Origin of the sequence: Cryptosporangium arvum DSM 44712 (genome assembly GCF_000585375.1) — a bacterium.
Classification (GTDB): Bacteria; Actinomycetota; Actinomycetes; order Mycobacteriales; family Cryptosporangiaceae; genus Cryptosporangium; species Cryptosporangium arvum.
In genome coordinates this window covers 5,497,367-5,521,762 of sequence record NZ_KK073874.1, presented here as the reverse complement: position 1 = coordinate 5,521,762, position 24,396 = coordinate 5,497,367, and the positions used below count along the sequence as shown (strand labels likewise).

Below are 24,396 nucleotides of genomic sequence, written 5' to 3'. Positions count from 1 at the left end.
CGCATTTACTTAACGATCGGTCTGTAATACCGTGACATGAACAAGCCGCTCTTCGCAACACCCGAGGAGGCACCGTGCTCGAGAGTTACGCCGCCGGACGCTGGTACCGCGCCCCGGACGAGGGCGAGCCGCTGCTCGACGCCGTCACCGGCGCGGAGGTCACCCGGATCTCCAGCCGCGGGCTGGACCTCGGCGCGATGGTCCGGCACGCCCGCGAGACCGGCGGCCCGGCGATCACCGCGCTGACGTTCCACCAGCGGGCGGCGTCGCTCAAGAACCTGGCCAAGCACCTCACCGCGCAGAAGGACGAGTTCTACGCCCTCTCGCTGCACACCGGGGCCACCACCCGGGACACCGCGGTCGACGTCGATGGCGGCATCGGCACGCTGTTCAGCTTCGCCAGCAAGGGCACGCGTGAGCTGCCCAACGACACGATCGTGCTGGACGGTGGCGTCGAGCGGCTCGGCAAGGCCGGCACGTTCGTCGGCCGGCACCTCTACACGTCGCGGCCCGGCGTCGCGGTGCAGATCAACGCGTTCAACTTCCCGGTCTGGGGCATGCTCGAGAAGCTCGCCCCGGCGTTCCTCGCCGGGCTGCCGACGATCGTCAAGCCGGCCAGCCAGACCGCCTACCTCACCGAGCTGGTCGTCCGCCGGATCGTCGAGTCCGGGCTCCTGCCCGAGGGCGCGCTGCAGCTGATCGCCGGCAGCGCCGGGAACCTGCTCGACGAGCTGACCGTGCAGGACTCGGTCGCGTTCACCGGGTCCGCGCACACCGCGGGGATCCTGCGGCGGCACCCGAACGTCGTCGACGGGGGAGTCGTGCTCGGCGTCGAGGCCGACTCGCTGAACTGCTCGATCCTCGGCCCCGACGTGCGGCCCGACGACCCCGAGTTCGACCTGTTCGTGAAGGGCGTCGTCACCGAGATGACGGTGAAGGCCGGCCAGAAGTGCACCGCGATCCGCCGGGTGCTGGTCCCGTCGGCGCTCGAGGACGCCGTGATCGAGGCGCTGGGCGCCCGCCTGGCGACGATCACGGTCGGCGACCCGCGCGACCCCGGCGTCCGGATGGGCGCGCTGGCGAGCCTGGCCCAGCGGGACGAGGTCCGCAAAGCCGTCGAGGCGCTGCGAGCCTCCGCCGACGTCGTCGTCGGGGACCCGGAGAGCGCCCCGGAACGGGGCGCGTTCATGAACCCGGTCGTGCTCCGGGCCCGCGCCGGCGCCCGCGAGCCGCACGACGTCGAGCCGTTCGGGCCGGTCAGCACGGTCCTGGGCTACTCCGGCATGGACGAGGCGATCGCGCTCGCCGCCCGCGGCAAGGGCAGCCTGGTCGCGTCCGTGGTCACCCACGACCCGGCGGTGGCCCGCAGCGTCGTGCTCGGGCTCGCGCCCTGGCACGGCCGCGTGCTCGTCCTCGACCGCGACGACGCCGGGGAGTCCACCGGCCACGGCTCGCCGCTGCCCGTGCTCGTGCACGGCGGCCCCGGTCGCGCCGGTGGCGGCGAGGAGCTCGGCGGGATCCGGGCGGTGTTGCACCACATGCAGCGCACCGCCGTGCAGGCGTCGCCGGACCTGCTGACCGCGATCACCGGTCAGTGGACGACCGGCGCGGCGCGCACCGACGAGGACGTCCACCCGTTCCGCAAGAGCCTGGCCACGCTGCGCGTCGGCGACACGATCCGCTCGGCGACCCGGACCGTCTCGCTCGCCGACATCGAGCACTTCGCCGAATTCACCGGCGACACGTTCTACGCCCACACCGACGCCGAGGCCGCCGCGAAGAACCCGCTGTTCGGCGGGATCGTCGCGCACGGCTACCTGGTCGTGTCGCTGGCCGCGGGGCTGTTCGTCGAGCCGTCGCCGGGCCCCGTGCTGGCCAACTACGGCGTCGACAGCCTGCGGTTCCTCACCCCGGTGAAGGCCGGCGACACGATCGGCGTGACGCTGACCGTGAAGCAGATCTCGCCGCGCACCACCGCCGACTACGGCGAGGTCCGCTGGGACGCGGTGGTCACCAACCAGGACGACGCCCCGGTCGCCACCTACGACGTGCTGACGCTGGTGGCGAAATGAGCGAGGTGCTGCTCGAACGCGACGGTGCGGCCGCGATCGTCACGCTCAACCGGCCCGCGCGGCGCAACGCGCTGGACGCCGCCACCAAGGCGGCCCTGCGCGCGGCGCTGGCGGAGGTCGCCGCCGACGACGGTGTGCGTGCGGTGCTGCTCACCGGCGCAGGCACCGCGTTCTGCGTCGGCCAGGACCTGGGTGAACACGCCGAAACGCTGCGTGCGGACGCGGGCTCGGCGTTCGACACCGTCGAGCGCGACTACGCGCCGGTGGTGCGCCTGCTGGCCACGATGGACAAGCCCGTCGTCGCCGGCGTCAACGGGACCGCGGTCGGCGCCGGCCTCGCGCTCGCGCTCGCCTGCGACGTCCGGCTCTTCGCCGACGGCGCGACGCTGGCCACCGCGTTCACCGCGATCGGCCTCACCTGCGACTCGGGGCTGACCGCGACGCTGTCGGCGGCGGTCGGGGTGGCCAGGGCCCGCGAGCTGGTGCTGCTCGGCACGCCGTTCACGCCCGCCGACCTGGGGGCGACGACCGTGGGCCGGGACGAGCTGCCCGCCGCCGCCCGCGCGCTGGTGGCCACGCTCGCCCAGGGACCGACCGCGGCGTACGTCGCGACGAAGCATCTGTTCGCCCAGCAGCTCGACGCGGTGCTGGCCGCCGAAGCGCGGGCGCAGGCCGGGCTCGGCCTGACCAAGGACCACCAGGGTGCGGTGGAGGCGTTCCTCGCCAAGCGGCAGCCCACGTTCACCGGGGAGGCGCCGTGAAGGATCTGAGCCCCCGGCCCGGCGACCTGGACCCGATCGAGACCGCGTCCCGCGACGAGCTCCGCGCGCTGCAGACCCGGCGCCTGCGCCGGACGATCCGGCACGCCTACGACAACGTCGCGCACTACCGGGCCGCGTTCGACGACGCCGGCGCGCACCCCGACGACGTCAAGACCCTGGACGACCTGGCTCTCCTGCCGTTCACCACGAAGGAGGACCTGCGTCGCAACTACCCGTTCGGCCTGTTCGCGGTGCCGCGCGAGGACGTCGTCCGGATCCACGCGTCGTCGGGCACGACCGGCCGCCCAACCGTCGTCGGTTACACCCGGGACGACCTCGACACGTGGGCCGACGTGGTGGCACGCAGCATCCGCGCCGCCGGCGGCCGCCGCGGCATGATCCTGCACAACGCCTACGGCTACGGCCTGTTCACCGGCGGTCTCGGCGCCCACGCCGGCGCGGAGCGGCTCGGGTGCACGGTCGTGCCGGTCTCGGGCGGCATGACCGAGCGTCAGGTGCAGCTCATCCGGGACTTCCGCCCCGAGATCATCATGGTGACCCCCTCCTACATGCTCGCGCTGATCGACGAGCTGGAGCGCCAGGGCGTCGACCCGGCTACGACGTCGCTCCAGGTCGGCATCTTCGGAGCCGAGCCGTGGACCAACGACATGCGCCGGGAGATCGAACGGCGCCTCGACATGCACGCGGTCGACATCTACGGGTTGTCCGAGGTCATCGGCCCCGGCGTCGCCAGCGAGTGCGTCGAGACGAAGGACGGCCTGCACGTCTGGGAGGACCACTTCTACCCCGAGGTGATCGACCCGATCACCGGCGAGGTGCTGCCCGACGGCGAGGAGGGCGAACTCGTGTTCACCTCGCTGACCAAGCAGGCGATGCCGATCGTCCGCTACCGCACCCGCGACCTGACCCGGCTGCTGCCCGGCACCGCCCGGTCGATGCGCCGGATCGAGAAGATCACCGGCCGTACCGACGACATGATCATCCTGCGCGGGGTCAACCTGTTCCCGACCCAGATCGAGGAGCTGATCCTCGGCATCGCGCCGCTCAGCCCCCACTTCCAGTGCGTCCTCGACCGCAGCGGCCACCTGGACTCGATGACCGTCCGGGTCGAACGGCGCGACGGCGTGGCGGCGGGCGACGCGGGGGAGCACCTCGAGCGGTCGATCAGGAACCGGATCGGGGTGTCGGTGAGCGTCGAGGTGGTGGAGCCGGGCGGGATCGAGCGCTCGGTCGGCAAGATGCGCCGGATAATCGACGAACGCCCGAAGCGCTGAGGACGTCGCAACCGCTTTGCTACCGTGGTCGGTATGGCCCCAGGTGAGGTGAGCTCTCCGGGCGACCGTCCGATCCTGCGAGTCTTCGTCGCCATGCCCGGATCCGATATGGGCATCAGGGCGGGCTGGGCCAATCCCGACCAGATCAAACGTCGCCTTTACGGCAAGGTTCGGGAACAACTGGAGGCGCGGCTTGATCGGCCGGTCGAGCTCATAGTCGAGAAGGACAAAGACCAGCCCGGATCGATCTACCGGTCCATGTACAGCGAAGCATGGTTGGCTGATGTCTATCTTGTGGACCTGACCGGTGCGAATGCGAACGTCTACTTGGAACTCGGTGTGCGCTGGGCCATGAGTGACGGTGTCACCGTACTGATAGCCCAGGACCCGGCGGATCTGCCGTTCAACGTGGTGGCCGCGCGCGCGCAGCCGTATTCCAACGACCCCGACCAGCTCGAGAGCTCTATCGAGCGAATCGTCAATGCAGTCCTGGTTGGTCTCAAAGCTCGACAAGTGGCGAAAACCGACAGTCCGGTTCGCGACGGTGCTGAGTTCATCACCGTGCCGTCCGCACGGATAAAGGCTTTGGAGTCCAGAATCGAGGAGCTTCAGCAGAAATACGGAGACAGCTATCTCGATGCGGCGGCCAGGTCCTCGACACTGCAGACGAAGATCCACCTGCTCCAACTCGCGGTGGAAGTGAACCCCTTCACCCCCGAGGGACACTTCCAGCTCGGACGAGCGCTCCGCGAATCCGGTGACGCGGACGACGACGCCGTTCAGCATTTGCGGAAAGCTACGGAGCTCTCACCTCGAACCTCGAATTATTGGCGGGAGCTGGGTGTCGTGCTCAGCAAGTCGGGACAACTGGATGCGGCCATTCCCGCACTGAAGCGCGGCATCAACCTTGCCCCCGCGGACGTCGATGCGATGAGTGTCCTCGGCGGGGTGAAGCGCCGTATAGCGCTCAGCGGGGGTGCGGGGAACGTCGACTGGGAGGCTTTGAAAGAGGCCAAGGAGTTGTATGAGAAAGCGTCCTTGATCTCCCCGCGGGATGTCTACCCGCTTCTCAACGTCGCCCGCATCGGCCTGATGTTGAGCGGGCTCGACTCTTCTGCGTTGACGGATGCGAAGGCCCGATTCGGCAAAGCTCTCCCGCTCTGCCAGTTCGAGCTTCAGTACGCGAAGGATCAAGCCGCGGAGCAGGGCAGTAGTCTGGAGCGGCAAATAGAAGCCGGGTTCCGGTTCTTCGACTACGGGGATTGTCTGCTGTTCACCGGGCGGATTACTGAGGGGCTGCAGGTCTACACCGAAGGCTTCGAGTATCTCCGGGCCGAAATCCGGTCCGATGTCATGAGGTCCGTCGGCGGTGCATTGGACGATCTGGCCGACCTGGTGGATCTCGACCCCGAGACGACGTTGGCAATTCAGAACGCACTGAAGATAATCCGCCGGTAAATGTTCGCAGGGGTCGGCTGCCTCGAGCTAGTCCGAGGCAAGCTGCGGGAGCAGTTGGCGGCCCTGGCGCTCGAGTTCCGGTAGGTACGGCGTGTCGGAGAGGACGAAGTGGGTGACGCCGAGTGCGCGGCACCGGCGCACCGGCGCAGCGGCGCCGCGGCGTCCTCGGCTGAGCCGACGAGCCAGGTGGTGCCCGCGCCGGCCGCGCCGTAGCGGCCGGGGGCGGTGCGAGGTTGTCGTCGAGGACGTCGCCCCGTGCGGACAGCTCCTGCAGGCGTTGCTGGCCGACCGCGGCGTCCCAGTTCGGGCCGCCCGCGATCCGGCCGTCGGCCAGCGCGGCCACCCGGGCCTCCGCGTCGGCCCAGGCCTGCCCGGTGGTGCCGCGCACCACCGTGGTGACGCGGAGGCCGAACTCCAGCGGGGCGTGTTCCCGGCCGACCTCGGCGCTCAGCCGCCGGAGCCGCGCGATGCGGTCCCGGATGCCGTCCAGCGGCTCGCCCAGAACAGCTGGACGTCGGCCTCGGCGGCGGCGACCCGCTCGGCCGCCGCGGAGGCGCCGCCGAAGTAAAGCCGAGGATGCGCGCGACCGGCCCTGGCCACCGGGCGCAGCCGGAGCGTCGAGTCGGTGACCGAGAAGAACTCGCCGGGCAGCGTCACCCGCTCGCGCGTCCAGAGCGCCCGCACGATCCGCAGGAACTCGGCCGTGCGGGCGTAGCGCTGGGCCTGATCACCGTCGGTGTCCCCGTAGGCCGCCGGGTCATCCGGCCGGAGACGACGTTGACGAGCACCCGGCCGCCGCTCAGGGGGTCGAGCGTGGCCGCCGACGCGACGAAGTGCGCCGGGTGGCAATAGCCGGGCCGGACGGCGACCAGCGGCTGGAACGTGGTCGTGCGGGCCTCGATCGCCAGCGCGTGCGCGGTGAGCGTCGCCAGGCTGTTGTGGTTCCCCACGACGGCGTCGCCGCGGTGCCCGGCGGTGACCTCGTTCGGGATGTACCAGAGGAACTCGGGACGTACGGCTCCGACGCTACCTCGGGCCGCTGAAGCCCGAGTTACCACTGTGGATAGAGTGGGGTCCTTCGATCGATTCAGAAGGGTTCCGACGTGCCGCAGGACAGGCCCGGGTCACACCACGAGGAAACCGTCTCGCTGGATCGGGAAACCGTCCTCCTGAACTCCCCGGCCGACCCGGCCGGGGCACCGGCTGACCCGGCCGGGGCACCGGCTGCGACCGGCGCGGAAGCGCCGACCGAAGTGACGTCGGACCCGTGGGGGCAACCGGCCGCGGCGCCGTTCGTGCTGGCCGACCCGTCGGCGGTGCCGAGTTTCGACGGGCCACCGGAGGCCCCCGCGTCGAAGCGGCGCCTGGGCGTGCTCGTCGCCCTGGCGGCCGTGCTCGCGGTCGCGGTCCTGGGCGGGGTCGTGCTGGTCAGCGGAGTGTTCGGGAGCGAGGAGCGCACCGCGTCCGGCGGGTCGGCGTCCCCGTCCGCGGCGTCCCCGGCGGCCTCGCCGTCGGTGTCGCCGGCCGGCCCGAGCGGCGCCACCCCGAGCGCCGCGGCCCCGAGCCCCGCCGTCCCGAGCGCCGCCGCACCGGTTCCCGCCGGGCCGCGACCGGTCGCGGCCTGGAGCGTCGACGGGGGCCGGGGAGACGCCGAGACCGGCGGCCGCGACCTCACCGCGTCGAACGTCACCGCCGCCGGCGGCTCCGGCGCCTTCAACGGCAGGAACAGTCAGCTGACGACGCCGGGCGCCGTGCTCGACACCGCCCCGCGGAGCAGCTTCACCGTCGCGGCCTCGGTGTTCCTGGTGAACACCGAGGGTTACCAGACCGCGGTGAGCCAGGACGGCGCCGTCAACAGCGCGTTCTTCCTCCAGTACTCGTCGGCCGAGAAGAAGTGGGCCTTCTCCCGGGTGGCCGGGGACACGCCGAACGCGGCCGGGACCCGCGCCCTGTCCACCGCACCGGCGAAGACGATGACCTGGGTCCGCCTGGTCGGCGTCTTCGACGCGAAAGCCGCTCAGCTACGCCTGTACGTCGACGGGGCGCCGCAGGGCACCGCGAAGTACGCGGCCGCGTTCGCGTCGAAGGGCGAGTTCGCCGTCGGCCGGGCGAAGTTCAACGGCCGCGACGCCGACTGGTTCCGCGGCAACATCGACAACGTCAAGGTCTACGATTCCGCGCTGACCGCCGCCGAGGTGGCCTCGCTCTAGGTGGTGTTCTGGGCGAGCCGTAGCCGGGCATGGATTCGCAGGACACGATCTAGTGGCTGTGGTCGTTGCGTGAGGCCAGCCACATGGTGTGCTCGCGGCTGATGGCCTCTTCGGCGTCGGCCACCGCCTGGGGCCAGTCCTGGTCGGACGCCGTCGACAGCTGCTCGGCGGCCAGGCCCAGCTCGTTGGTGGTCACCGCATACGCCGACGCGAGCGACGAGTGCTGTTTGAGCACCAGCCAGGCCGCGGCGGCCGCCACCAGCGCGGCCATGATCCCGGACCAGTCGGCCTTCCAGATGCCAAAAGCGCGCCCGGCCGCGATCAGGATGGCCGCGACCTCACCCGCGACGAGAGTGAGCTGCCACCAGGAGCCGCGGCGGCGGTGAGCCTCGGCTTTACGCTCGTACCAGGCACGCTGGTCGTCCACCCGGTGACGCAGGTAGATCGCCCGGCGCGTGGGCAGGTCCTGCTCGCGTAACGCCAACATGGTTTCGGTGACGAGCGCGTGCGGACCGGTGGGCACGGTGACCCGCCCTTGCGCCTTGGCCGTGATCTCACGCAGCCGTTCGGCCAGCAGCAAACGCGCGTCCCGATCGGGGAGCGAGTCGTCGAACGGCGCGCCGCGGACCGCGAATTTCCAGGCGAGCGTCTTTGCCGACTCCGCGATCGCGCGCCCGGCGTACCACTCCTGCTCAGGGCGCTGCGCGAGCATCACCAGCTCAGCCACGAGCGCCGCCACGAAGCCCGCGAGACCGACGAATCCCCACAGGTCGAACCGCCCGGCCATGAAACTGAACGCCCCGCCGACCGCCGCCACCACCGCGCCGGCGAGCCGCACCTGATTCCACATCAGCGTGTGTCGCTGCCCCACCGTCGCCGCGCGATCAGCGGCCCGGAACAACCCCGGAAGGTGCTCGTCCGTGAGCCAGTGATCGGAACCTTCAGGAAACGGACCCACGAATCCCCTTGTCCCCGGGTGCCTCTCACCACAGTAGATCAGGTGATCACCTCGAGTAGAGGATTGATCACCTCGGCCTGGTCTCCCCAAGCGAGCAGCATCTGCAACTGACGTGCCATGCTCGTCCGTTGTTGCTCGGTCGCCTCGGCGGCGGCCGACGCGTACAGGTCGGTGGCTCTACCGAGCGGAAGGTTGCCGAGGAGGTGCTCCTGCAGCGCTAGTTCGGCGAGAGTCGCCTGGGCCCAGATGTCTGTCGCCGACGCGCGCTCAGCCATGAAACGCACGACCGGCAGCAGGCGGAGGGTCGCCGTGCGGTCCCGATCCGCGGTCTCGGAGTGGACGGCATGGCCCGCGAGGACGCGCAGGAGCGTCACCGCGTTGACGCCGGGATAGTAGTCGGTCGGAACCAGGAGAAAACCCTGCTGATAGGCGTTGGCGGCGCGCCGCAACTCCCGAAGGGCGTTCCGGCCGGTCCCCAAGTGCTGGGTGGCGCGCACTTTGGCGACACTTCCGATGAGCCCGAGCGTCTCGGCTGACCCCGGGTGGCGTCGGTTGAGGTCCGCGAGTCGTTCTCCCGCGGCCTCCAGGTCCTCCGGTCTCCGCTCGGCTCGCACTAAGGCGTGCACGTACGTCTGCTGCAGGCGTTCGTTGTCGTGGTGCTTGTCGTCGATGGCGAGAGGTTCCAAGATGGTGAGCGCTGCCGCCGGTCGCGCTTTCTCGATCAGAACCGCCGCCTTCAGCTGGAGCGCGGCCCTGTTGTGTTGGGCGATGTCCGCGTTCTTGGCCGCCTCCGCCGCTCGGACCAGTCCGGGTATGTCGGAAAGATCGTGGGCGACGTTGACCATCTCGGTGAGGTCGACGTTCCGGCTGTCGGCCGCCGGCAAGCCGGTGACGCGCAACGTCGGAACCGTGCTGTGGACCGGGCTATCGGTGTGTGCCAGGTCGCTCCGGTGCTCGGCAATCGCGGTTAGCGCCTGGCGGAACTCACGCAGCCCGTCCAACACCTGTCGGTCGGTGATCGCCTCCATCGCGCGCTCGTACAGCCGAATCGAGATGCCCTTGAGATCGAAGGGAATCGGCGCGTACCGGGAGTGGATCACCATCGTTCCCCGACGCTGCGCGGTGTGCCGAACCCCCAGTTCCCAGAGCACGTTCGGGTTGAGCGTCGCGAGGTCGGCGACGACCAGATCGGCGCGGAGCAGATCGCGGATCATTTGAGCGTCGATGACCGCGGGCTGCGGGTTCGAGTCCGCGCGCACCGCTCGGTAGCCGGCATCAGTCAGTGCTGGGAACAGCAGACGTTCCCAGGTGGCGTTCGACTGGTAGTTCTCGTGCGGCCGGTCGGGATCGAGTTTGTTTCCGAAAGGCATCGCGACGAAGGCGAGCGGAGTGTCGTTCCGATCAATCGACGGGTCGACGCGGAGTACGTCGATCGAATTTCCGCGGAGTTCCTCGGCCAGATCTTCGGTGTGGTTAGTGCCTCCGGCGCTCACCAGTACACCGAGAATCTGCGTGCCCGCCTGGGAATCCTTCATGGCCAACGCCGTTGTGACGATTTGCGTGTTCACGGCGCGGTAGGTCTCGTCATCCGACCGTGCCGGGTCGGTCTCCTGGACGGTGATCCGCCGGGATGCGAGGATCCGATCGAACACGGATTTCCATCCCGGTTGGTCGGCGACGCTCTTCTCGGCGAACGTCGATTGGTCGCCGGCCAGGACGACGGTTGCCGGAATGCCCAGTTCGAGCGCGGCCCGGAGAAAGATCAGGTCGCTGCCGGCCGCGGCGGAGCCGATCAGGTGGGCCGGTTGGAGTCCGGTGAGCAGGCGCCTGACGCGCTCCTCGACGTAGTCGACGTGAGCGACCGGGAAGTCGCCCCTGTCTCCGCTGGTCCGGCGCCCGCCGAACACGACGATCATCGGTTCCCCCTCAAGTCAGCCCACCCCTGACTCAACTGTGGACCGACGATAGCCAGTGTCACGGAATGGAACAAGCGCATGACCCCTTGTCGGCACCTACGGGCATTGATAGTTTGTCCTGACAAAAAGACGAAGGGTGGTCTCCGGGATGTCCGCACCGTACGACCTGATCACGATCGGCCGGATCGGCGTCGACCTCTATCCGCTGCAGGACGGTGTCGGCCTCGAGGACGTCGAGACGTTCGGCAAGTACCTCGGCGGCAGCGCGACGAACGTGGCGATCGCGGCCGCGCGCCACGGCCGGAAGACCGTGGTGATCACCGCGGTCGGTGACGACCCGTTCGGGCGGTACGCCCACCGCGAGCTGACCCGCCTCGGCGTCGACGATCGCTGGGTGGCGACGGTCGGCCACCTCAAGACGCCGATCACGTTCTGCGAGATCTTCCCGCCGGACCACTTCCCGCTCTACTTCTACCGCGAGCCGGTGGCGCCCGACCTGATGATCGACGCGGTCGACGAGGCCGCGGTCGCGGACGCGCGGGTCTTCTGGGCCACGGTCACCGGCCTCTCCCGCGAGCCGAGCCGGGCCACCCACCACGCGGCCTGGCAGGCCCGCGGCCGGGCGCCGCTCACCGTGCTCGACCTGGACTGGCGCCCGATGTTCTGGCCGTCCCCGGAGTCGGCCCGCGACGAGGTCGGGAAGGCGCTGGAGCAGGTCACGGCCGCGGTCGGCAACCGCGAGGAGTGCGAGGTCGCGGTCGGCGAGACCGACCCGGACCGCGCCGCCGACGCGCTGCTGGAACGGGGGATCGAGCTCGCGGTCGTCAAGCAGGGTCCACGCGGGGTGCTGGCCAGGACCCGCGAGGAGAGCGTCGAGGTGCCGCCGCACCCCGTCGACGTGGTCAACGGGCTCGGCGCCGGCGACGGGTTCGGTGGCGCGCTCGTCCACGGTCTGCTCGCGGGCTGGTCGCTGGAGCGCACCGTGCGGTTCGCGAACGTCGCCGGCGCGATCGTGGCCGGCCGGCGCGAGTGCTCCACGGCGATGCCCACCACCGCCGAAGTGGAGCAGCATGTCCCGGCCTGACCTGGCCGCTCCGGCCGTCGACTTCGGGCGGCTGCGCCGGACCCGGTTCGAGAACCCCGACGCGATCGCCGCCGCCTTCGCGGCCCGCGCGCGCCGTCCGCTGGTGCGTGGTGACGGGCGGCTGTTCATCGTCGCGGCCGACCACCCGGCCCGGGGTGCGCTGGGCGTCGGCCCCGACCCGATGGCGATGGGAAACCGCTACGACCTGTTGCGCCGCCTCGTGCTCGCGCTCTCGCGGCCGGGCGTCGACGGCGTGCTCGGCACCCCCGACGTCCTCGACGACCTCGCGCTGCTCGGCGCGCTGGACGGCAAGATCGCGGTGGGCTCGATGAACCGCGGGGGGCTACGCGGCGCGGTGTTCGAGATGGACGACCGGTTCACCGGCCACGACGTCGGCTCGATGGTGTCGGCCGGGCTCGACGCCGCGAAGCTGCTCGTCCGCATCGATCTCGCGGACGCGGGCACCGCCCGCACGCTGGAAGCGACCGCGCACGCGGTGACGGCCGCGGCCGCCGCCCGGCTGCCGCTCCTGCTCGAGCCGTTCCGCAGCGTCCGGCAGGGCGACCGCGTCGTCAACGACCTGTCCACGGACGCGGTGATCACGTCGGTCGCGATCGCGTCCGGGCTCGGCGGCTCGTCCGCCTACAGCTGGCTCAAACTGCCCGTCGTCGACGACATGGAGCGCGTGCTGGAAGCCGCGACGCTCCCGACGCTGCTGCTCGGCGGCGAGGGCGGTGGCGACCCCGAGGCCACCTACGCCTCCTGGGGCCGTGCGCTGGCCCTCCCCGGCGTCCACGGCCTGGTCGTCGGCCGGACCTTGCTCTATCCCCCCGACGGCGACGTGACCCGGGCGGTCGACGTCGCCGCCGCGCTGGTGCACGACGGGGTCAGTTGTTGACGAGCGTGATCTCGAACGCGTAGTTGTCCGGGCGGTAGCAGTGGTGCCCGTACTCGACGGCCTTGCCGAACGTGTCGTAGGCCGTGCGGTCCATCGTCAGCACCGGTCCGCTGCGTTTGATCTCCAGCAGCCGGCTCTCCTCGGCCGTGGCCGCGCGGGCGCCGATCCGCTGCTGCGCGACCCGGATCTGCGTCCCGCGGCCTCGCAGCAGCTGGTAGAGCCCCCGGCTGGCCAGCGCGTCGGCGGTGAGGTCGGTGTAGTCCTCGGGCAGGTAGTTCTCCATCACGGCCAGCGGGACGCCGTCGGACAGGCGCAGCCGCCGGACGTGCAGCACCGGCTCGCCCGCGGAGATCGAGAGCCGGTCGGCCACGACGTCGTCGGCGGGCACGATCTCGTGCGCGAGCAGGTTCGTGGCCGGGTGCTGACCGCCCCGGTCGAGGTCGTCGTAGAGGCTGGTCAGCTCGACCTTGCGGGTGACCGGCCCGTGCACCACCTGGGTACCGATGCCGCGGCGGCGCACCAGCAGACCCTTGTTGACCAGCTCCTGCATCGCGCGGCGGATCGTCGGCCGGGACATGTTCAGCCGCTGCCCGAGCGTGACCTCGTTCTCCAGCCGGGCGCCGGGAGCGAGCCGGCCGTCGACGATCGCCTGCTCGATGCGGGTCGCGATCTGGAAGTAGAGCGGGATCGCGCTGGAGCGGTCGACGTCCAGGAACAGGTCCTCCGGGAGCGCCGTCGGCGTTCCGTCGATAGCGGCTGCCATGTCCTGGCCCCTCCAGCTGATTTTTGTCAGCAGTTTAGGACATTCTCAGGATGCGTTGGCCGGTCCGCCGTACTTCGCCGGTGAGGCAGGATAGGCGTCGTGCCGGATTCCCCGCGCGGTGTCGAGGCCGTGCTCGCCAAGGCCCGCGCCGGGCTCCACCGCGTGACACCGGCGCAGGCGCGTGCGGCCGCCGAGCGGGGCGCGCTGCTCGTCGACACCCGCACCGAGACGCAGCGGGCCGAGGCGGGCGAGCTCCCCGGGGCGATCGTGATCGACCGGACCGTGCTGGAGTGGCGGCTCGACCCGTCCAGCGGGGTGAACATTCCCGAGGCGGTGAGCTACGACCTGGAGGTGGTGGTCGTCTGCCGGCAGGGATACAGCTCCGGGCTGGCCGCGGCCAGCCTGCGTGAGGTGGGCCTGTGGCGGGCGACCGACATGATCGGCGGGTTCGAGGCGTGGGTGCGGGCCGGGCTGCCGGTGTCCACGGGTCCGGCCGACGTCCGGCGGTGACTCAGGCGCCGCGGATGCGGAGTACGAACCAGGTGACCGCGCACATGAGGACGAACAGCGCGCCGCCGAGCACGGAGCCGAGCAGCAGCGCCTCGGGGACGTTCGCGGTGGCCGCGTAGACGTCGCCGGCCCGGCTGGCGCCGAGGACCACGGCGATCGCGTAGAACAGCGGGGTGCGCTGGTCGAGGACCTCACGCACGAACTCGGCGACGGTTAAGCGGGGAGCCATACCGATCACGGTAAGTGACGGCGGCCGGGTTCGGCGGGAATCGTGAACCTCGTCTCGACGTGTATCAGGGCGCGTTCGACGTGCTCGTGACCTCGCGCCGGTCGTCGGGGAACCGGCGGGTGCGGAGCTGGCGATCGAGCAGCGCGAGCAGCGGGAGCACCACCCGGCGGCTGGTGTCCAGGGCCTGTCGGGCCTGGCTCGTGGTGAACGGCTGATCCAGCGTGTCCAGCACCCGGACCGCGTGGTCGTCGGCGCCGGGCCGCAGGACGACGTTGTCGCCGAGGCGGAGCACCGCCCCGGCCCGCTCGGCGGCGGCGAGCTCCCGCGGCCCGAGCCCGAGCGCGGTGAGCCGGTTGGCCTCCGGGGCGCGGAACGGGTGGGCGGCGAACTCGTCGGCGAGCGTTTCGAGGGCCGTGGTGACCGCGGCGGGCAGGGCCGGGGGAGCGTCGCGGTCGACGACCCGGCCGTCGCGGACGGTGAGCGGCGGCTGGACGAGAGCCAGCAGGAGGACACGATCGGGGAGATCGAGCGCGTTCCGGGCCGCCTCGACGGTGGGGCCGGCGTCGAGGCGGGCGGAGCCCCGGTGCTCGGCGAGCAGGGCGGCGAGTCGTTCACGCAGGTCGGTGGCGTGGCCGGCGTCGAGGAGCCAGTCGCCGGCGCGGAGGGCGTCGGGGGGCGGGAGGGCGCCGAGGCCACGCAGCTCCGCGGCGCGCAGTGCCGTGCGCGCGCGCAACAGCCGGTGTCCGAGTTGCTCCGCGCCGTTCCCGGCCCGGCCCTGGGTGGCGGCAGCGCCGCTCACGGCGGCCAGAGCGGTGGCGCGGGCGGCCGCGGCGCCGCGGCGGGTGAGGGGAGGAGGATCGGTGTCCAGAACGGTGATCCGCCCGATCACCCGGTGAGCACCGGGGTCGCGGAGCAGCGCCCGGTCCGACGCCACCAGCGGCAGCGGCGCCGCCAGCGCGAGCCGTGCGAACTGCCCGTGACCTCCGGGCGGACGCGCCGGAGAATTTCCACCGGCGGACCCGGATCCGGCCGTCGTGCCGCTTCCGGCGCCGGGCGCCGGCTCGGGCGGGGGAACGGAAGGGCCGCGCAGCGGGCGGACCCGTACCGGGACGGCGGCCGAGCCGACGTGCAGGGTGAGGGTGGTGGGGGCCGAGTCGAGGTCGTCGCCGTCGACCCGGACGTCCACGAGCCCGGTGGAGGTCCACGCCCCCGGCGTCCGGAGAGCGTCGCCGCGGTGGACGTCGTCGCGGTCGACGTTGCGCAGGTTCACGGCGACCCGGGCCACCGCGGCCACGGTGTCGTGGGCGACGCCGAGCGCCTGCAGGCCGCGCACGTGCACGCGTCGCCCGCCGAGCGTGAGTTCGTCACCGACGCGGAGGGTGCCCGCACTGAGCGTGCCGGTCACCACGGTGCCGCTGCCGCGGATCGTGAACGACCGGTCCACCCACAGCCGCACGGGTGCGGTGACGTCGGGGGCCGGCAACCGCGCGACCAGCTCCTCGAGCCGCGATCGCAGCGCGCCGAGCCCGTCGCCGGTCGCGCCGCTCACCGCCACCGCGGGCAGCCCGTCGAGCGAGGTCCCGCGGAGCCGGTCGCGTACCGTGGCGATCGCGGGCGCGGGATCGGCGAGGTCCGAACGCGTCACCGCCAGCAGCGCGTGGGAGACCCCGAGCGCGTCCAGCGCCGCCACGTGCTCCGCGGTCTGCGGCATCCACCCGGAGTCCGCGGCCACGACGAGCATCGCGGCCGGGACCGGGCCGACCCCCGCCAGCATGTTCGGCACGAAGCGCTCGTGTCCGGGCACGTCCACGAACGCCACCTCGGCGCCGCCGGGCAACCTCGTCCAGGCGAACCCGAGGTCGATCGTCATGCCCCGGCGGCGCTCCTCGGCCCACCGGTCGGGCTCCATCCCGGTCAGGGCCCGGACCAGCGTCGACTTCCCGTGGTCCACGTGCCCCGCCGTGGCTACGACGTGCATCCGTCGTCCCCGCCCGGACTCCTGGCGGCGTCGAGCACGGCGGCCAGCAGCGAGGCGTCGGCCGACGGCGGTACGCACCGCAGGTCCAGCCGGAGCGCCCCCCGCTCCACCCGGCCCACCACCGGCGGATCTCCCGCCCGCAGCGCCGCCGCCCAGCTCTCCGGCAGCGTCACCGCGTACGAGGGCAGCACCACCCCGGGCGCACCGCCCCCACCCACCACCCCGTCGCTCGGCTCCGCGTCGGCCGCGACGCCCTCGGCCCGCAGCGCCGCCGCCAGCGCGCGGCAGCGTTCACGCAGCGACGGCACGTCCGCCTCCAGCGCCACCCGCGTCGGCGTGTCCGGACCGGTGAGCGTGGCCTCCAGCGCGGCCAGCGTCAGCTTGTCCACCCGCAGCGCGCGGGCCAGCGGGTGCCGCCGTAGCCGCTCCACCAGCGGGGCCGTGCCGAGCAGCAGCCCCGCCTGCGGTCCGCCGAGCAGCTTGTCGCCGCTCGCGGTGACCAGGGCGGCCCCGGCACGCAGCGCGGTGGCCGCGTCGGGCTCGTCCGGCAGTACCTCCGAGGGCGCCAGCAGCCCCGACCCGATGTCGACGACGACCGGCGCGTCGAGCGTCGCCAGCGACGCCACCGCGACGTCGGCGGTGAACCCGGTGACCACGAAGTTCGACGGGTGGACCTTCAGCACGAACCCGGTGTCCGGACCGATCGCGGCCCGGTAGTCGGCGAGCGTGGTGCGGTTGGTCGTGCCCACCTCACGCAGCCGCGCGCCGGTGGACTCCAGCAGGTCGGGAAGGCGGAACCCGTCCCCGATCTCGACCAGCTCGCCCCGGCTGACCACGATCTCGCGCCCGGCGGCCAGCGCGGTGGCCGCGAGCACCAGCGCCGCCGCACCGTTGTTCACGACGTGCACACCGCCCGCGTCGGGCACCGCCGCGGCGAGCGCGGCCAGCGTCGCCCGTCCCCGTGCGGCCCGCCGCCCGGTCCCCAGGTCCATCTCGACGTCGGTCGCGCCGGCCGCCGCCCCCAGCGCCTCCACCGCGGCGTCGGACAGCGCGGCCCGGCCGAGGTTCGTGTGGAGCACGACGCCGGTCGCGTTGAGCACCGGGCGCAGCGACGTGGCCCGCCGGGGCAGGCTCGCCGCCGCCGCCGCGACGACCTCGTCGGGCGCCAGCGTCCCGGCTCGCGCGCGGGCCTGCGCTTCGACGACGGCGGCCTTCACCCGGGCGCGCCCGAGCCGGGCCAGGTCGCCGGCCAGCCGCGGGTCGGCCAGCGCCACGTCGGTGCGTGGGATCAGACGCCGGGGATCCATACCGGAACTCTAGGCCGCCGCGCGGGTGACGGGCGGGATGGCGGAGACGGACGGGAATCGAACCCGCCTGACCGAGATCCTCGGCCACTACGGTTTTGAAGACCGCGGGGGGCACCAGCCACCCGAACGTCTCCCCGGAGACCTACTGGTCCCGGTACCGTACCGCCTCGGCCAGCTTGGCCTTCACCACGTCCGCGGTGACCCGGTAGCCGCCGCCGGTGAAGTCCGCCTCGGGCCCGGCGTAGGGGAGCACGTACGCGGCGGTGTCGCGCTGGAAGCGCCAGCCCTCGGCGAGCGGCCCGGCGTCGTACGCGTCGTACCCGATCGAGTCGAGGAACGCGGTGACGGTCGCCTTGGCGCCGGCGTCGTCCCCGGCGATCGGCAGCGTCGTGCGGTCGGGCTGACCGGCCAGCCCGGCCAGGTGCGTGACGTAGATGTTGTTGAACGCCTTCACCACGTGCGACTCGGGCAGGTGGGCCTGGAGCAGCTCGCTCGTCGTCGTCGATTCGTCGTCGAGCTCCGCGAATCGTCCGTCGCGATCGGGGTAGTAGTTGTCGGTGTCGATGACGACCTTGCCCCGCAGCGGTTCCACCGGCACCGCGCGGTACGCCTTCAACGGGACCGTCACGACGACGATCTCACCGGCCTCGGCGGCGGACGCCGCGGTCGCCGCCCGGGCCCGCGGCCCGAGCTCGGACACCAGCGAGGTCAGCGTCTCCGGCCCGCGGCTGTTGCTGAGCACCACGTCGTGACCGGCGCCGACGGCCAGCCGGGCCAGGGTGCCGCCGATGTTTCCGCTCCCGATGAATCCGATCGTCGTCATGCCTGTCGCCAACCGCGCGGGGCCGACCGACATTCCCTACGAGCTGGATAGGTTGTGTGATGACCACGTTCCGGTTGACCCAGTACGCCCACGGCGGCGGCTGTGCCTGCAAGATCCCGCCCGGTGAGCTCGAGGACGCGGTGAAGGGCCTGATCGGCGACGACGTGCCGTCGGAGCACGAGCTGCTCGTCGGGCTCGACGACGGCGACGACGCCGCGGTGGTACGCACCCCGGCCGGCGCGGTCGTGGTCACCGCGGACTTCTTCACGCCGGTCGTCGACGACCCGTACGACTGGGGCCGGATCGCCGCGACGAACGCGTTGTCGGACGTGTACGCGATGGGCGGGTCGCCGGTCGTCGCGGTGAACCTCCTCGGGTGGCCGCGCGACGTGCTGCCGTTCGAGCTGGTGCGCGAGGTGCTGCGCGGCGGGCTGGACGTGGGCCGCGCGGCCGGGTGCCACGTCGCCGGCGGGCACAGCGTCGACGATCCGGAGCCGAAGTACGGGATGGCGGTGACCGGGCTGGTCGACCCCGACCGGCTGCTGCGCAACGACGCCGGAGCGCCCGGGGTGCCGCTCACGCTCACCAAGCCGCTCGGCATCGGCGTCCTGAACTCTCGCCACAAGCAGACCGGCGACGTGTTCCCGCAGGCCATCGACGCGATGACGACCCTCAACGACAAGGCGTCGCTGGCCGCGCTCGAGGCCGGGGCGAAGGCCGCCACCGACGTGACCGGGTTCGGGCTGCTCGGTCACCTGCACAAGCTGGCGCGGGCCAGCGGCGTCACCGCCGAGCTCGAGGCCGCCGCGGTGCCCTACCTGGACGGCGCCCGCGAGGCGTTGCGCGACGGCTTCGTCAGCGGCGGCACCCGGCGCAACCTCGACTGGGTGCGCCCCCACCTCGACGCCGGCGCGGTCTCCGAGGACGAGGCCCTGCTGCTGGCCGACGCCCAGACCTCCGGTGGCCTCCTGGTCGCCGGTGAACTCCCCGGCTACCCGGTGATCGGCCGCCTGCTGCCCGCCGAGCCCGGCGTCACGGTGCGGGTTCGGTGACCCCGCGGGCCAGGCGTTCGCGCTGGGGGACCACCACGTACTTCGGGTCCTTGGTGGATTCCACCCCGGCGTGGAAGATGCCCAGGCGCTGACCGAGGCTCCCGGCCAGCAGCGCCACCCCCGACACCACGGCCGCGGTGCGTGAGCGACGCGCGAACAGCGCGGCGCCCACCGCGCCGCCGGCCGTGAGCCACTTCGCCGCGGTGAGGTACCGCCGCGGCTTCTCCTCGTGCAGCACGTCCCCGATCAGCCCGAGCCGCCCCTCCATCCGGTGCGAGGCGAGCAGCTCGATCCCGGCCCCGATGACGGCCAGGCGTCGCGCGGGCGACGCCTGCGCACGCGGAGCGAGGATCAACCCGAGCCCGGCGCCACTCGCCGCCGCGCTCCCGACGAACACGAACGGCAACTCGTCCTTCGCGGCGTTCCAGAACGGCACCGCGGTGTGCGAGATCAGCACCGCGGTGTAGGAGGCCACCGCGGGCGCCACCGCGGCCGCCGCCAGCCCCGCCGGCCGGGCGGCCCGGTGCGCGAGCCGGTGCAGCCGACGCCACCGCCGCGGCACCAGCTCCGCCGCCGCGGCCGCCCCCAGCGCGCCGCCGTACACCGACAGCGCCCACGTGCCCATGCTCATCGGCGACGTCGGCTTCGCCACCCGCAGCATGTGGTGGAACCGCTCCGGCCGCCCCAGGTCGACGATCAGGTAGTACGTCCCCGCGCTGAGCGCGAGGAGCCCGCCGAGCCGTCCGCCGCGCCGCAGCGCCGGCCGCCCGGTGAGGTCACCCCCGGCGGCCAGCAGCGCCGAGCCGGCCGAGAGCCCGCCGAGGAAGAAGTAGTAGGCGATGTCGTCCTTCCAGACCGGCGTCTTCAGGATCTGCCGGCCGTAGTACGACGAGAACTCCGGTTCCCGGGTCTTCACCGCCGGCTCCCCACGAAGGCGGCGACCGCACCGGCGACCATGCTCAGCCCGGCCAGCCCCGCGGCCGCCCACATCCGGCCGGCGTCCCGGGTCGGCACGCGCGGGTCCGGTGGCAGGCCGTACACCTCGGGCTCGTCGAGCAGCAGGAAGAACGCGCCGTCGCCGCCCACCCCGTCGTCGGGGCTCTCGCCGTACAACCGCGCCTGCTCGACGCCGTCCGCGTGCAGGTCCTCGAGGCGCGCGGCGGCCCGGGCCCGCAGTTCGTCGAGGTCGCCGTATTGGATCGAGTCGGTGGGGCAGGCCTTCGCGCACGCGGGCTCCTGGCCGTCGCGCAGCCGGTCGTAACAGAGCGTGCACTTCCAGGCGCGCCCGTCGTCCTCGCGGCGGTCGATGACCCCGTACGGGCAGCCGGAGACGCAGTACCCGCAGCCGTTGCAGATGTCCTGCTGGACGACGACCGTGCCGAACTCGGTGCGGAACAGCGCGCCGGTCGGGCAGACGTCCAGGCACCCGGCGTGGGTGCAGTGCTTGCAGACGTCCGACGACATCAGCCAGCGGAAGTCCTGCCGCGATTCCTCCCCGGACCCCGCGCCCGGCAGCGCGGACCCCGGCATGCCGATGTCGACCGGCCCGCGCTCCACCGGTTCGCGCGCGGCCGGGGGAGCCTGCTCGATGAAGGCGACGTGCCGCCAGGTGTTCGCGCCGAGCTCACCGGTGTTGTCGAACGACATGCCGAGCAGGTTGAACCCGTCGTCGGGGACGCCGTTCCACTCCTTGCAGGCGACCTCGCACGCCTTGCAGCCGATGCACACCGACGTGTCGGTGAAGAATCCCTTACGCGGTGGCGGCTGGACGTACCCCGCGTCGGCGGCGGGATTCTCCAGCGGACCGTAGAAGCTGTTCACCGCTCGCCCTCCTCCACATGAGCCGGACCACCGGTCTGGACGTGCGTTCCGGTCTCGACCGTGATGCCCGCGCGAGCCCGGTACCCACGCACGAACTCGAGCAGTTCCGGGCCCCGGGGACGTCGTCCCGGCCGCACGTCGCAGGTCGCGACCTTCGTCTCCTGGATCAGCACGTTCGGGTCCAGCGCCACCCCGAACAGGTCGTTCGTCGAGTCGCCGGTGACCAGCCCGGCGCTGCCCCAGTGGTACGGCAGCCAGACCTGGTGCACGGTGCGGTCGAGCACACGCAGCGGCCGCATCCGCTCGGTCACCAGCACCCGGGCCTCGATCGCGGCCCGGGACGTCACGACCGTGGCCCAGCCCAGGTGCTCGAGCCCTCGTTCGGCCGCGAGCGCGGGGGAGACCTCGACGGTCAGCGCCGGCTGCAGTTCCGCCAGGTACGGCAGCGTGCGGCTCATCCCGCCGGCCGTGTGGTGCTCGGTCAGCCGCGACGTCGTGAGCACGAACGGGAACACCTCGGAGCCCCGCTCGGGCGGCGACGGGTCGGACGGGTTGTCGGCCCGGCCGTACACCTTCCGGGTCGGGTTGGCGGCCTGGTGGTACAGCGCGTTGGCGAACGGCGACTCGTGCGGCTCGTAGTGCGTCGGCAGCGGCCCGTCCTGCAGACCGCTCGGCGCGAACAGCCAGCCCTTCCCGTCGGCCTGCATGATGAACGGGTCGTCACCCTGCAGTGCGTCGACGCCGATCGCGCCGTCCGGCGCCCGGTAGGACGGCGGCTTCGTCTTTTCGAAGTCCGGGACGTCCTTCCCGGTCCACTCGCCCTTCTCCTCGTCCCACCAGACGTACTTCTTCCGCTCGCTCCACGGGCGTCCCTCGGGGTCGGCCGACGCGCGGTTGTAGAGGATGCGCCGGTCGGCCGGCCACGCCCAGCCCCACTCGTGCTCGCTCTTGGGCTCGCGACGGTCGGCCCGGTTCACACCGCCGGCGTACACCCCGGAGTAGATCCAGCACCCGCACGCGGTCGAGCCGTCGGCCTTCAACTCGGTGTACCCGCCGAGCAGCTCACCGGTGCGCAGGTCGTAGCCGTTGATCGCCTTGAGCACCGACTCGGCGTCGGGTTCGTCGCCGCGTAGGCCGTAGTTCCAGTTCAGATCCTGCAGCGGGCGGTCGCGCGGGTCGGTGGAGCCGGCCAGCCGCTCCTTCAACCGCCGGCCCAGGTGGTAGAAGAACCACAGCTCGGAGCGCTGGTCGCCCTGCGGCGACACCGCCTTCTCGCGCCACTGCAGCAGGCGTTGCGTCTGGGTGAACGTTCCTTCTTTCTCGGTGTGCGCCGCGGCGGGGAAGAAGAACACCTCGGTGCGGCACTCCTCCGGCACGATCTCGCCGGTCTCGACCTCCGGCGAGTCCTTCCAGAACGTGGCGCTCTCGATCATCGCGAGGTCGCGGACGACCAGCCAGTCCAGGTTGGCCATCCCGAGACGCTGGAGCTTGCCGTGCGCGGAGCCGACCGCTGGGTTCTGGCCCAGCAGGAAGTACCCGCTGATCTTGCCGTCCACCATGTCCATCGCCGTGCGGTAGGTGCCGTGGTCGCCGGTGAGCCGGGGGAGGTAGTCGTAGCAGTAGTCGTTCTCCGCCGTCGCGGCCGCGCCCCAGTACTCCTTGAGTAGCGACACAATGTACGCGTCGGCGTGGGCCCAGAAGCCTTTTTGCTTGTCGCCGACGATGTCGTCGACGAACGTCGCGAGATCCGTGTGCGTCGACGCGCTGGGCATCGGCAGGTAGCCCGGCAGCAGGTTGAACAGCGTCGGGATGTCGGTGGAGCCCTGGATGCTGGCGTGCCCGCGCATCGCCATGATGCCCCCGCCGGGCCGGCCCATGTTGCCCAGCAGCAGCTGGATGATGGCCGAGGCCCGGATGAATTGCACGCCGAGCGTGTGCTGGGTCCAGCCCACCGCGTAGACCACCGCGGTGGTGCGCTCGCGCCCCGAGTTCGCCGTCCACGCCTCGCAGACGTCCAGGAACTCCCGCTGGGAGACGCCGCAGATCTCCTCGACCTGCTCCGGCGTGTACCGCGCGAAGTGCCGCTTGAGCACCTGGAAGACGCAGTTCGGATCCTGCAGCGACGGGTCGGACGGCGGATGGGTCGGCCCCCGCAGCGGAGCGCCCCCTGACTCGTGCTGCAGCCCGGTGGCCTGCTCCTTGGCCTCGGAGGTGCTCTGCCGCTTCTTCTCGGTGGACTTCTCCGCGCCCTGGTACTGCCAGGACGTCATGTCGTAGCTGGCCGTCGCCGGGTCGTAGCCGCTGAACAGCCCGTCGAGGTCGTCGGTGTCCTGGAACTCCTCATCGACCAGGTAGGACGCGTTCGTGTACGCCGCGACGTACTCCCGGAAGTCCTTGTTGTTGCTCAGGATGTAGTTGATCACGCCGCCCAGGAACACGACGTCGCTCCCGGCGCGCAGCGAGACGTACTGGTGCGCCAGCGCGCTCGTCCGGGTGAACCGCGGGTCGACGTGGATGATCCGCGCGCCGCGCTTCTTGGCCTCGATCACCCACTGGAAACCCACCGGGTGGGCCTCGGCCATGTTCGAGCCCATGATGACGATGCAGTCAGCGTTCGCCAGGTCCTGCTGCGTGTTCGTCGCGCCGCCGCGCCCGAAGGAGGTCCCCAGACCGGGAACCGTGGAGGAGTGTCAAATACGGGCCTGGTTCTCGATCTGGATCGCGCCGGCCGCCGTGAACAGCTTATTGATCAGGTAGTTCTCTTCGTTGTCCAGGGTGGCGCCGCCGAGGCTGGCCAGGCCGAGGGTCCGGCGGACGACGTTGCCGTTCTCGTCGGTGTCCTGCCAGCCGCGCGCGCGAGCGTCGAGGAACCGGTCGGTGACCATGTCCATCGCGGTCTCGAGTTCGAGCTCGGTCCAGTCGGTGGCGTACGGCGCGCGGTAGAGCACCTTCTGCTCGCGGTGCGGGCCGGTCACCAGCTGCTTGCTGGCCGAGCCCTTCGGGCAGAGCCGCCCGCGGCTGTGCGGCGAGTCGGGGTTGCCCTCGATCTGCACGACCCGGTCGTCGGTGACGTACACGTTCTGGGCGCAGCCGACCGCGCAGTATGGGCAGACCGAGTGCGCGACGCGGTCGGCCCCGGTGGTGCGCGGGGTCAGCGTCGCCGAGCGTTCCGACTGGGTGGCGGCGCCGCGACCCAACGGGTCGGTTCCGGTGAGCTGCCGGTAGACCGGCCAGCTCTCGATCCAGGTGCGCACGCCCACC

19 protein-coding genes, 1 tRNA gene and 1 pseudogene are annotated in these 24,396 nt (G+C 71.9%); 9 read left to right on the top strand and 12 right to left on the bottom strand.

Features of this window, described 5'->3' with window-relative positions:
• Window positions 1-74 precede the first annotated feature (74 nt).
• The 4 genes from paaZ to CRYAR_RS25150 are packed head-to-tail and all read left to right on the top strand — an operon-like array spanning window position 75 to window position 5,586.
• The gene (gene paaZ / locus CRYAR_RS25165) at window positions 75-2,072 is read left to right on the top strand and encodes a phenylacetic acid degradation bifunctional protein PaaZ (protein WP_035855599.1); all 1,998 of its coding nucleotides are present in this window, start codon (window positions 75-77) and stop codon (window positions 2,070-2,072) included.
• On the top strand, window positions 2,069-2,833 hold the full coding sequence (locus CRYAR_RS25160) for an enoyl-CoA hydratase/isomerase family protein (RefSeq protein ID WP_035855598.1): 765 nt from the start codon (window positions 2,069-2,071) through the stop codon (window positions 2,831-2,833). Before paaZ ends, CRYAR_RS25160 begins: the two co-directional genes overlap by 4 nt.
• Window positions 2,830-4,128: a phenylacetate--CoA ligase PaaK gene (paaK, locus tag CRYAR_RS25155; RefSeq protein WP_035855597.1), complete on the top strand. Its 1,299-nt coding sequence runs from the start codon at window positions 2,830-2,832 to the stop codon at window positions 4,126-4,128. The genes CRYAR_RS25160 and paaK overlap by 4 nt, the downstream gene beginning before the upstream one ends.
• Window positions 4,129-4,161: 33 nt before the next feature.
• Window positions 4,162-5,586 carry a tetratricopeptide repeat-containing protein gene (locus CRYAR_RS25150; RefSeq protein ID WP_157018042.1) on the top strand — a complete coding sequence of 475 codons (1,425 nt, stop codon included), beginning with the start codon at window positions 4,162-4,164 and terminating at the stop codon, window positions 5,584-5,586.
• 27 nt (window positions 5,587-5,613) lie between these two features.
• On the opposite strand, the pseudogene CRYAR_RS50910 reads toward CRYAR_RS25150, so the two are convergent.
• Window positions 5,614-6,644 (bottom strand): annotated as a pseudogene (locus CRYAR_RS50910) (LLM class flavin-dependent oxidoreductase).
• Window positions 6,645-6,689: 45 nt separating this feature from the next.
• Here CRYAR_RS50910 and CRYAR_RS43610 point away from each other — a divergent pair.
• On the top strand, window positions 6,690-7,796 hold the full coding sequence (locus CRYAR_RS43610; RefSeq protein WP_051570928.1) for a LamG domain-containing protein: 1,107 nt from the start codon (window positions 6,690-6,692) through the stop codon (window positions 7,794-7,796).
• A 49-nt stretch (window positions 7,797-7,845) separates the two neighbouring features.
• Here the strand turns inward: CRYAR_RS43610 and CRYAR_RS25135 are convergent, their stop codons facing one another.
• Together CRYAR_RS25135 and CRYAR_RS25130 are read right to left on the bottom strand one after the other, a co-directional pair.
• Complete coding sequence (locus tag CRYAR_RS25135; protein WP_035855594.1) at window positions 7,846-8,754, bottom strand: DUF4231 domain-containing protein; 909 nt, start codon at window positions 8,752-8,754, stop codon at window positions 7,846-7,848.
• A 38-nt stretch (window positions 8,755-8,792) separates the two neighbouring features.
• The gene (locus tag CRYAR_RS25130; protein WP_035855593.1) at window positions 8,793-10,670 is read right to left on the bottom strand and encodes a TRAFs-binding domain-containing protein; all 1,878 of its coding nucleotides are present in this window, start codon (window positions 10,668-10,670) and stop codon (window positions 8,793-8,795) included.
• A gap of 148 nt (window positions 10,671-10,818) precedes the next feature.
• Here CRYAR_RS25130 and iolC point away from each other — a divergent pair, with 148 nt between their 5' ends.
• Together iolC and CRYAR_RS25120 are read left to right on the top strand one after the other, a co-directional pair.
• Window positions 10,819-11,754, top strand: a complete 936-nt coding sequence (gene iolC / locus CRYAR_RS25125; protein WP_035866276.1) for a 5-dehydro-2-deoxygluconokinase — start codon at window positions 10,819-10,821, stop codon at window positions 11,752-11,754.
• On the top strand, window positions 11,741-12,652 hold the full coding sequence (locus CRYAR_RS25120; protein ID WP_051570926.1) for a Cgl0159 family (beta/alpha)8-fold protein: 912 nt from the start codon (window positions 11,741-11,743) through the stop codon (window positions 12,650-12,652). The genes iolC and CRYAR_RS25120 overlap by 14 nt, the downstream gene beginning before the upstream one ends.
• On the opposite strand, the gene CRYAR_RS25115 is transcribed toward CRYAR_RS25120, so the two are convergent.
• On the bottom strand, window positions 12,642-13,415 hold the full coding sequence (locus CRYAR_RS25115; RefSeq protein WP_051570925.1) for a GntR family transcriptional regulator: 774 nt from the start codon (window positions 13,413-13,415) through the stop codon (window positions 12,642-12,644). The two genes, CRYAR_RS25120 and CRYAR_RS25115, sit on opposite strands and share 11 nt — an antisense overlap.
• A 99-nt stretch (window positions 13,416-13,514) precedes the next feature.
• Between CRYAR_RS25115 and CRYAR_RS25110 the strand changes: the two genes are divergently transcribed.
• The gene (locus CRYAR_RS25110; protein ID WP_035855592.1) at window positions 13,515-13,925 is read left to right on the top strand and encodes a rhodanese-like domain-containing protein; all 411 of its coding nucleotides are present in this window, start codon (window positions 13,515-13,517) and stop codon (window positions 13,923-13,925) included.
• 1 nt (window position 13,926) lies between these two features.
• Here CRYAR_RS25110 and CRYAR_RS25105 read toward each other — a convergent pair whose 3' ends face one another.
• The 5 genes from CRYAR_RS25105 to CRYAR_RS25085 form a co-directional block, all read right to left on the bottom strand.
• A complete protein-coding gene (locus tag CRYAR_RS25105; protein WP_035855591.1) occupies window positions 13,927-14,154 on the bottom strand; it encodes a hypothetical protein in 228 nt (75 codons plus the stop codon).
• A 64-nt stretch (window positions 14,155-14,218) separates the two neighbouring features.
• Complete coding sequence (gene selB / locus CRYAR_RS25100) at window positions 14,219-16,132, bottom strand: selenocysteine-specific translation elongation factor (RefSeq protein ID WP_035855588.1); 1,914 nt, start codon at window positions 16,130-16,132, stop codon at window positions 14,219-14,221.
• Window positions 16,120-17,439: an L-seryl-tRNA(Sec) selenium transferase gene (gene selA, locus CRYAR_RS25095; protein ID WP_035855586.1), complete on the bottom strand. Its 1,320-nt coding sequence runs from the start codon at window positions 17,437-17,439 to the stop codon at window positions 16,120-16,122. The genes selB and selA overlap by 13 nt, the downstream gene beginning before the upstream one ends.
• Window positions 17,440-17,477: 38 nt before the next feature.
• A tRNA-Sec gene (locus CRYAR_RS25090) sits at window positions 17,478-17,573 on the bottom strand.
• 8 nt (window positions 17,574-17,581) lie between these two features.
• Window positions 17,582-18,262, bottom strand: a complete 681-nt coding sequence (locus CRYAR_RS25085; protein WP_035855585.1) for an NADPH-dependent F420 reductase — start codon at window positions 18,260-18,262, stop codon at window positions 17,582-17,584.
• Window positions 18,263-18,321: 59 nt separating this feature from the next.
• Here CRYAR_RS25085 and selD point away from each other — a divergent pair, with 59 nt between their 5' ends.
• Entirely contained in the window at window positions 18,322-19,314 is a 993-nt protein-coding gene (gene selD, locus CRYAR_RS25080) for a selenide, water dikinase SelD (RefSeq protein ID WP_035855584.1), read from the top strand.
• On the opposite strand, the gene nrfD is transcribed toward selD, so the two are convergent.
• The 3 genes from nrfD to fdh are packed head-to-tail and all read right to left on the bottom strand — an operon-like array spanning window position 19,295 to window position 24,395.
• Window positions 19,295-20,230: an NrfD/PsrC family molybdoenzyme membrane anchor subunit gene (nrfD, locus tag CRYAR_RS25075; RefSeq protein ID WP_035855583.1), complete on the bottom strand. Its 936-nt coding sequence runs from the start codon at window positions 20,228-20,230 to the stop codon at window positions 19,295-19,297. The genes selD and nrfD overlap by 20 nt on opposite strands.
• Entirely contained in the window at window positions 20,227-21,135 is a 909-nt protein-coding gene (locus CRYAR_RS25070) for a 4Fe-4S dicluster domain-containing protein (RefSeq protein ID WP_035855582.1), read from the bottom strand. The genes nrfD and CRYAR_RS25070 overlap by 4 nt, the downstream gene beginning before the upstream one ends.
• Window positions 21,132-24,395, bottom strand: coding sequence for a formate dehydrogenase (gene fdh / locus CRYAR_RS25065; protein ID WP_281174626.1), 3,264 nt, complete (start codon window positions 24,393-24,395; stop codon window positions 21,132-21,134). Before fdh ends, CRYAR_RS25070 begins: the two co-directional genes overlap by 4 nt.
• Window position 24,396: the final 1 nt, after the last annotated feature.

What these genes read in the sequence shown, in the direction of transcription:
- CRYAR_RS25130 (WP_035855593.1), bottom strand. Translation starts at nt 10,670, where the DNA reads ATGATCGTCGTGTTCGGCGGGCGCCGGACCAGCGGAGACAGGGGCGAC.
- selD (WP_035855584.1), top strand. Translation starts at nt 18,322, where the DNA reads ATGACCACGTTCCGGTTGACCCAGTACGCCCACGGCGGCGGCTGTGCC.
- CRYAR_RS25150 (WP_157018042.1), top strand. Translation starts at nt 4,162, where the DNA reads ATGGCCCCAGGTGAGGTGAGCTCTCCGGGCGACCGTCCGATCCTGCGA.
- selA (WP_035855586.1), bottom strand. Translation starts at nt 17,439, where the DNA reads ATGGATCCCCGGCGTCTGATCCCACGCACCGACGTGGCGCTGGCCGAC.
- selB (WP_035855588.1), bottom strand. Translation starts at nt 16,132, where the DNA reads ATGCACGTCGTAGCCACGGCGGGGCACGTGGACCACGGGAAGTCGACG.
- iolC (WP_035866276.1), top strand. Translation starts at nt 10,819, where the DNA reads ATGTCCGCACCGTACGACCTGATCACGATCGGCCGGATCGGCGTCGAC.
- CRYAR_RS25115 (WP_051570925.1), bottom strand. Translation starts at nt 13,415, where the DNA reads ATGGCAGCCGCTATCGACGGAACGCCGACGGCGCTCCCGGAGGACCTG.
- CRYAR_RS25105 (WP_035855591.1), bottom strand. Translation starts at nt 14,154, where the DNA reads ATGGCTCCCCGCTTAACCGTCGCCGAGTTCGTGCGTGAGGTCCTCGAC.
- CRYAR_RS25160 (WP_035855598.1), top strand. Translation starts at nt 2,069, where the DNA reads ATGAGCGAGGTGCTGCTCGAACGCGACGGTGCGGCCGCGATCGTCACG.
- CRYAR_RS25120 (WP_051570926.1), top strand. Translation starts at nt 11,741, where the DNA reads ATGTCCCGGCCTGACCTGGCCGCTCCGGCCGTCGACTTCGGGCGGCTG.
- CRYAR_RS25085 (WP_035855585.1), bottom strand. Translation starts at nt 18,262, where the DNA reads ATGACGACGATCGGATTCATCGGGAGCGGAAACATCGGCGGCACCCTG.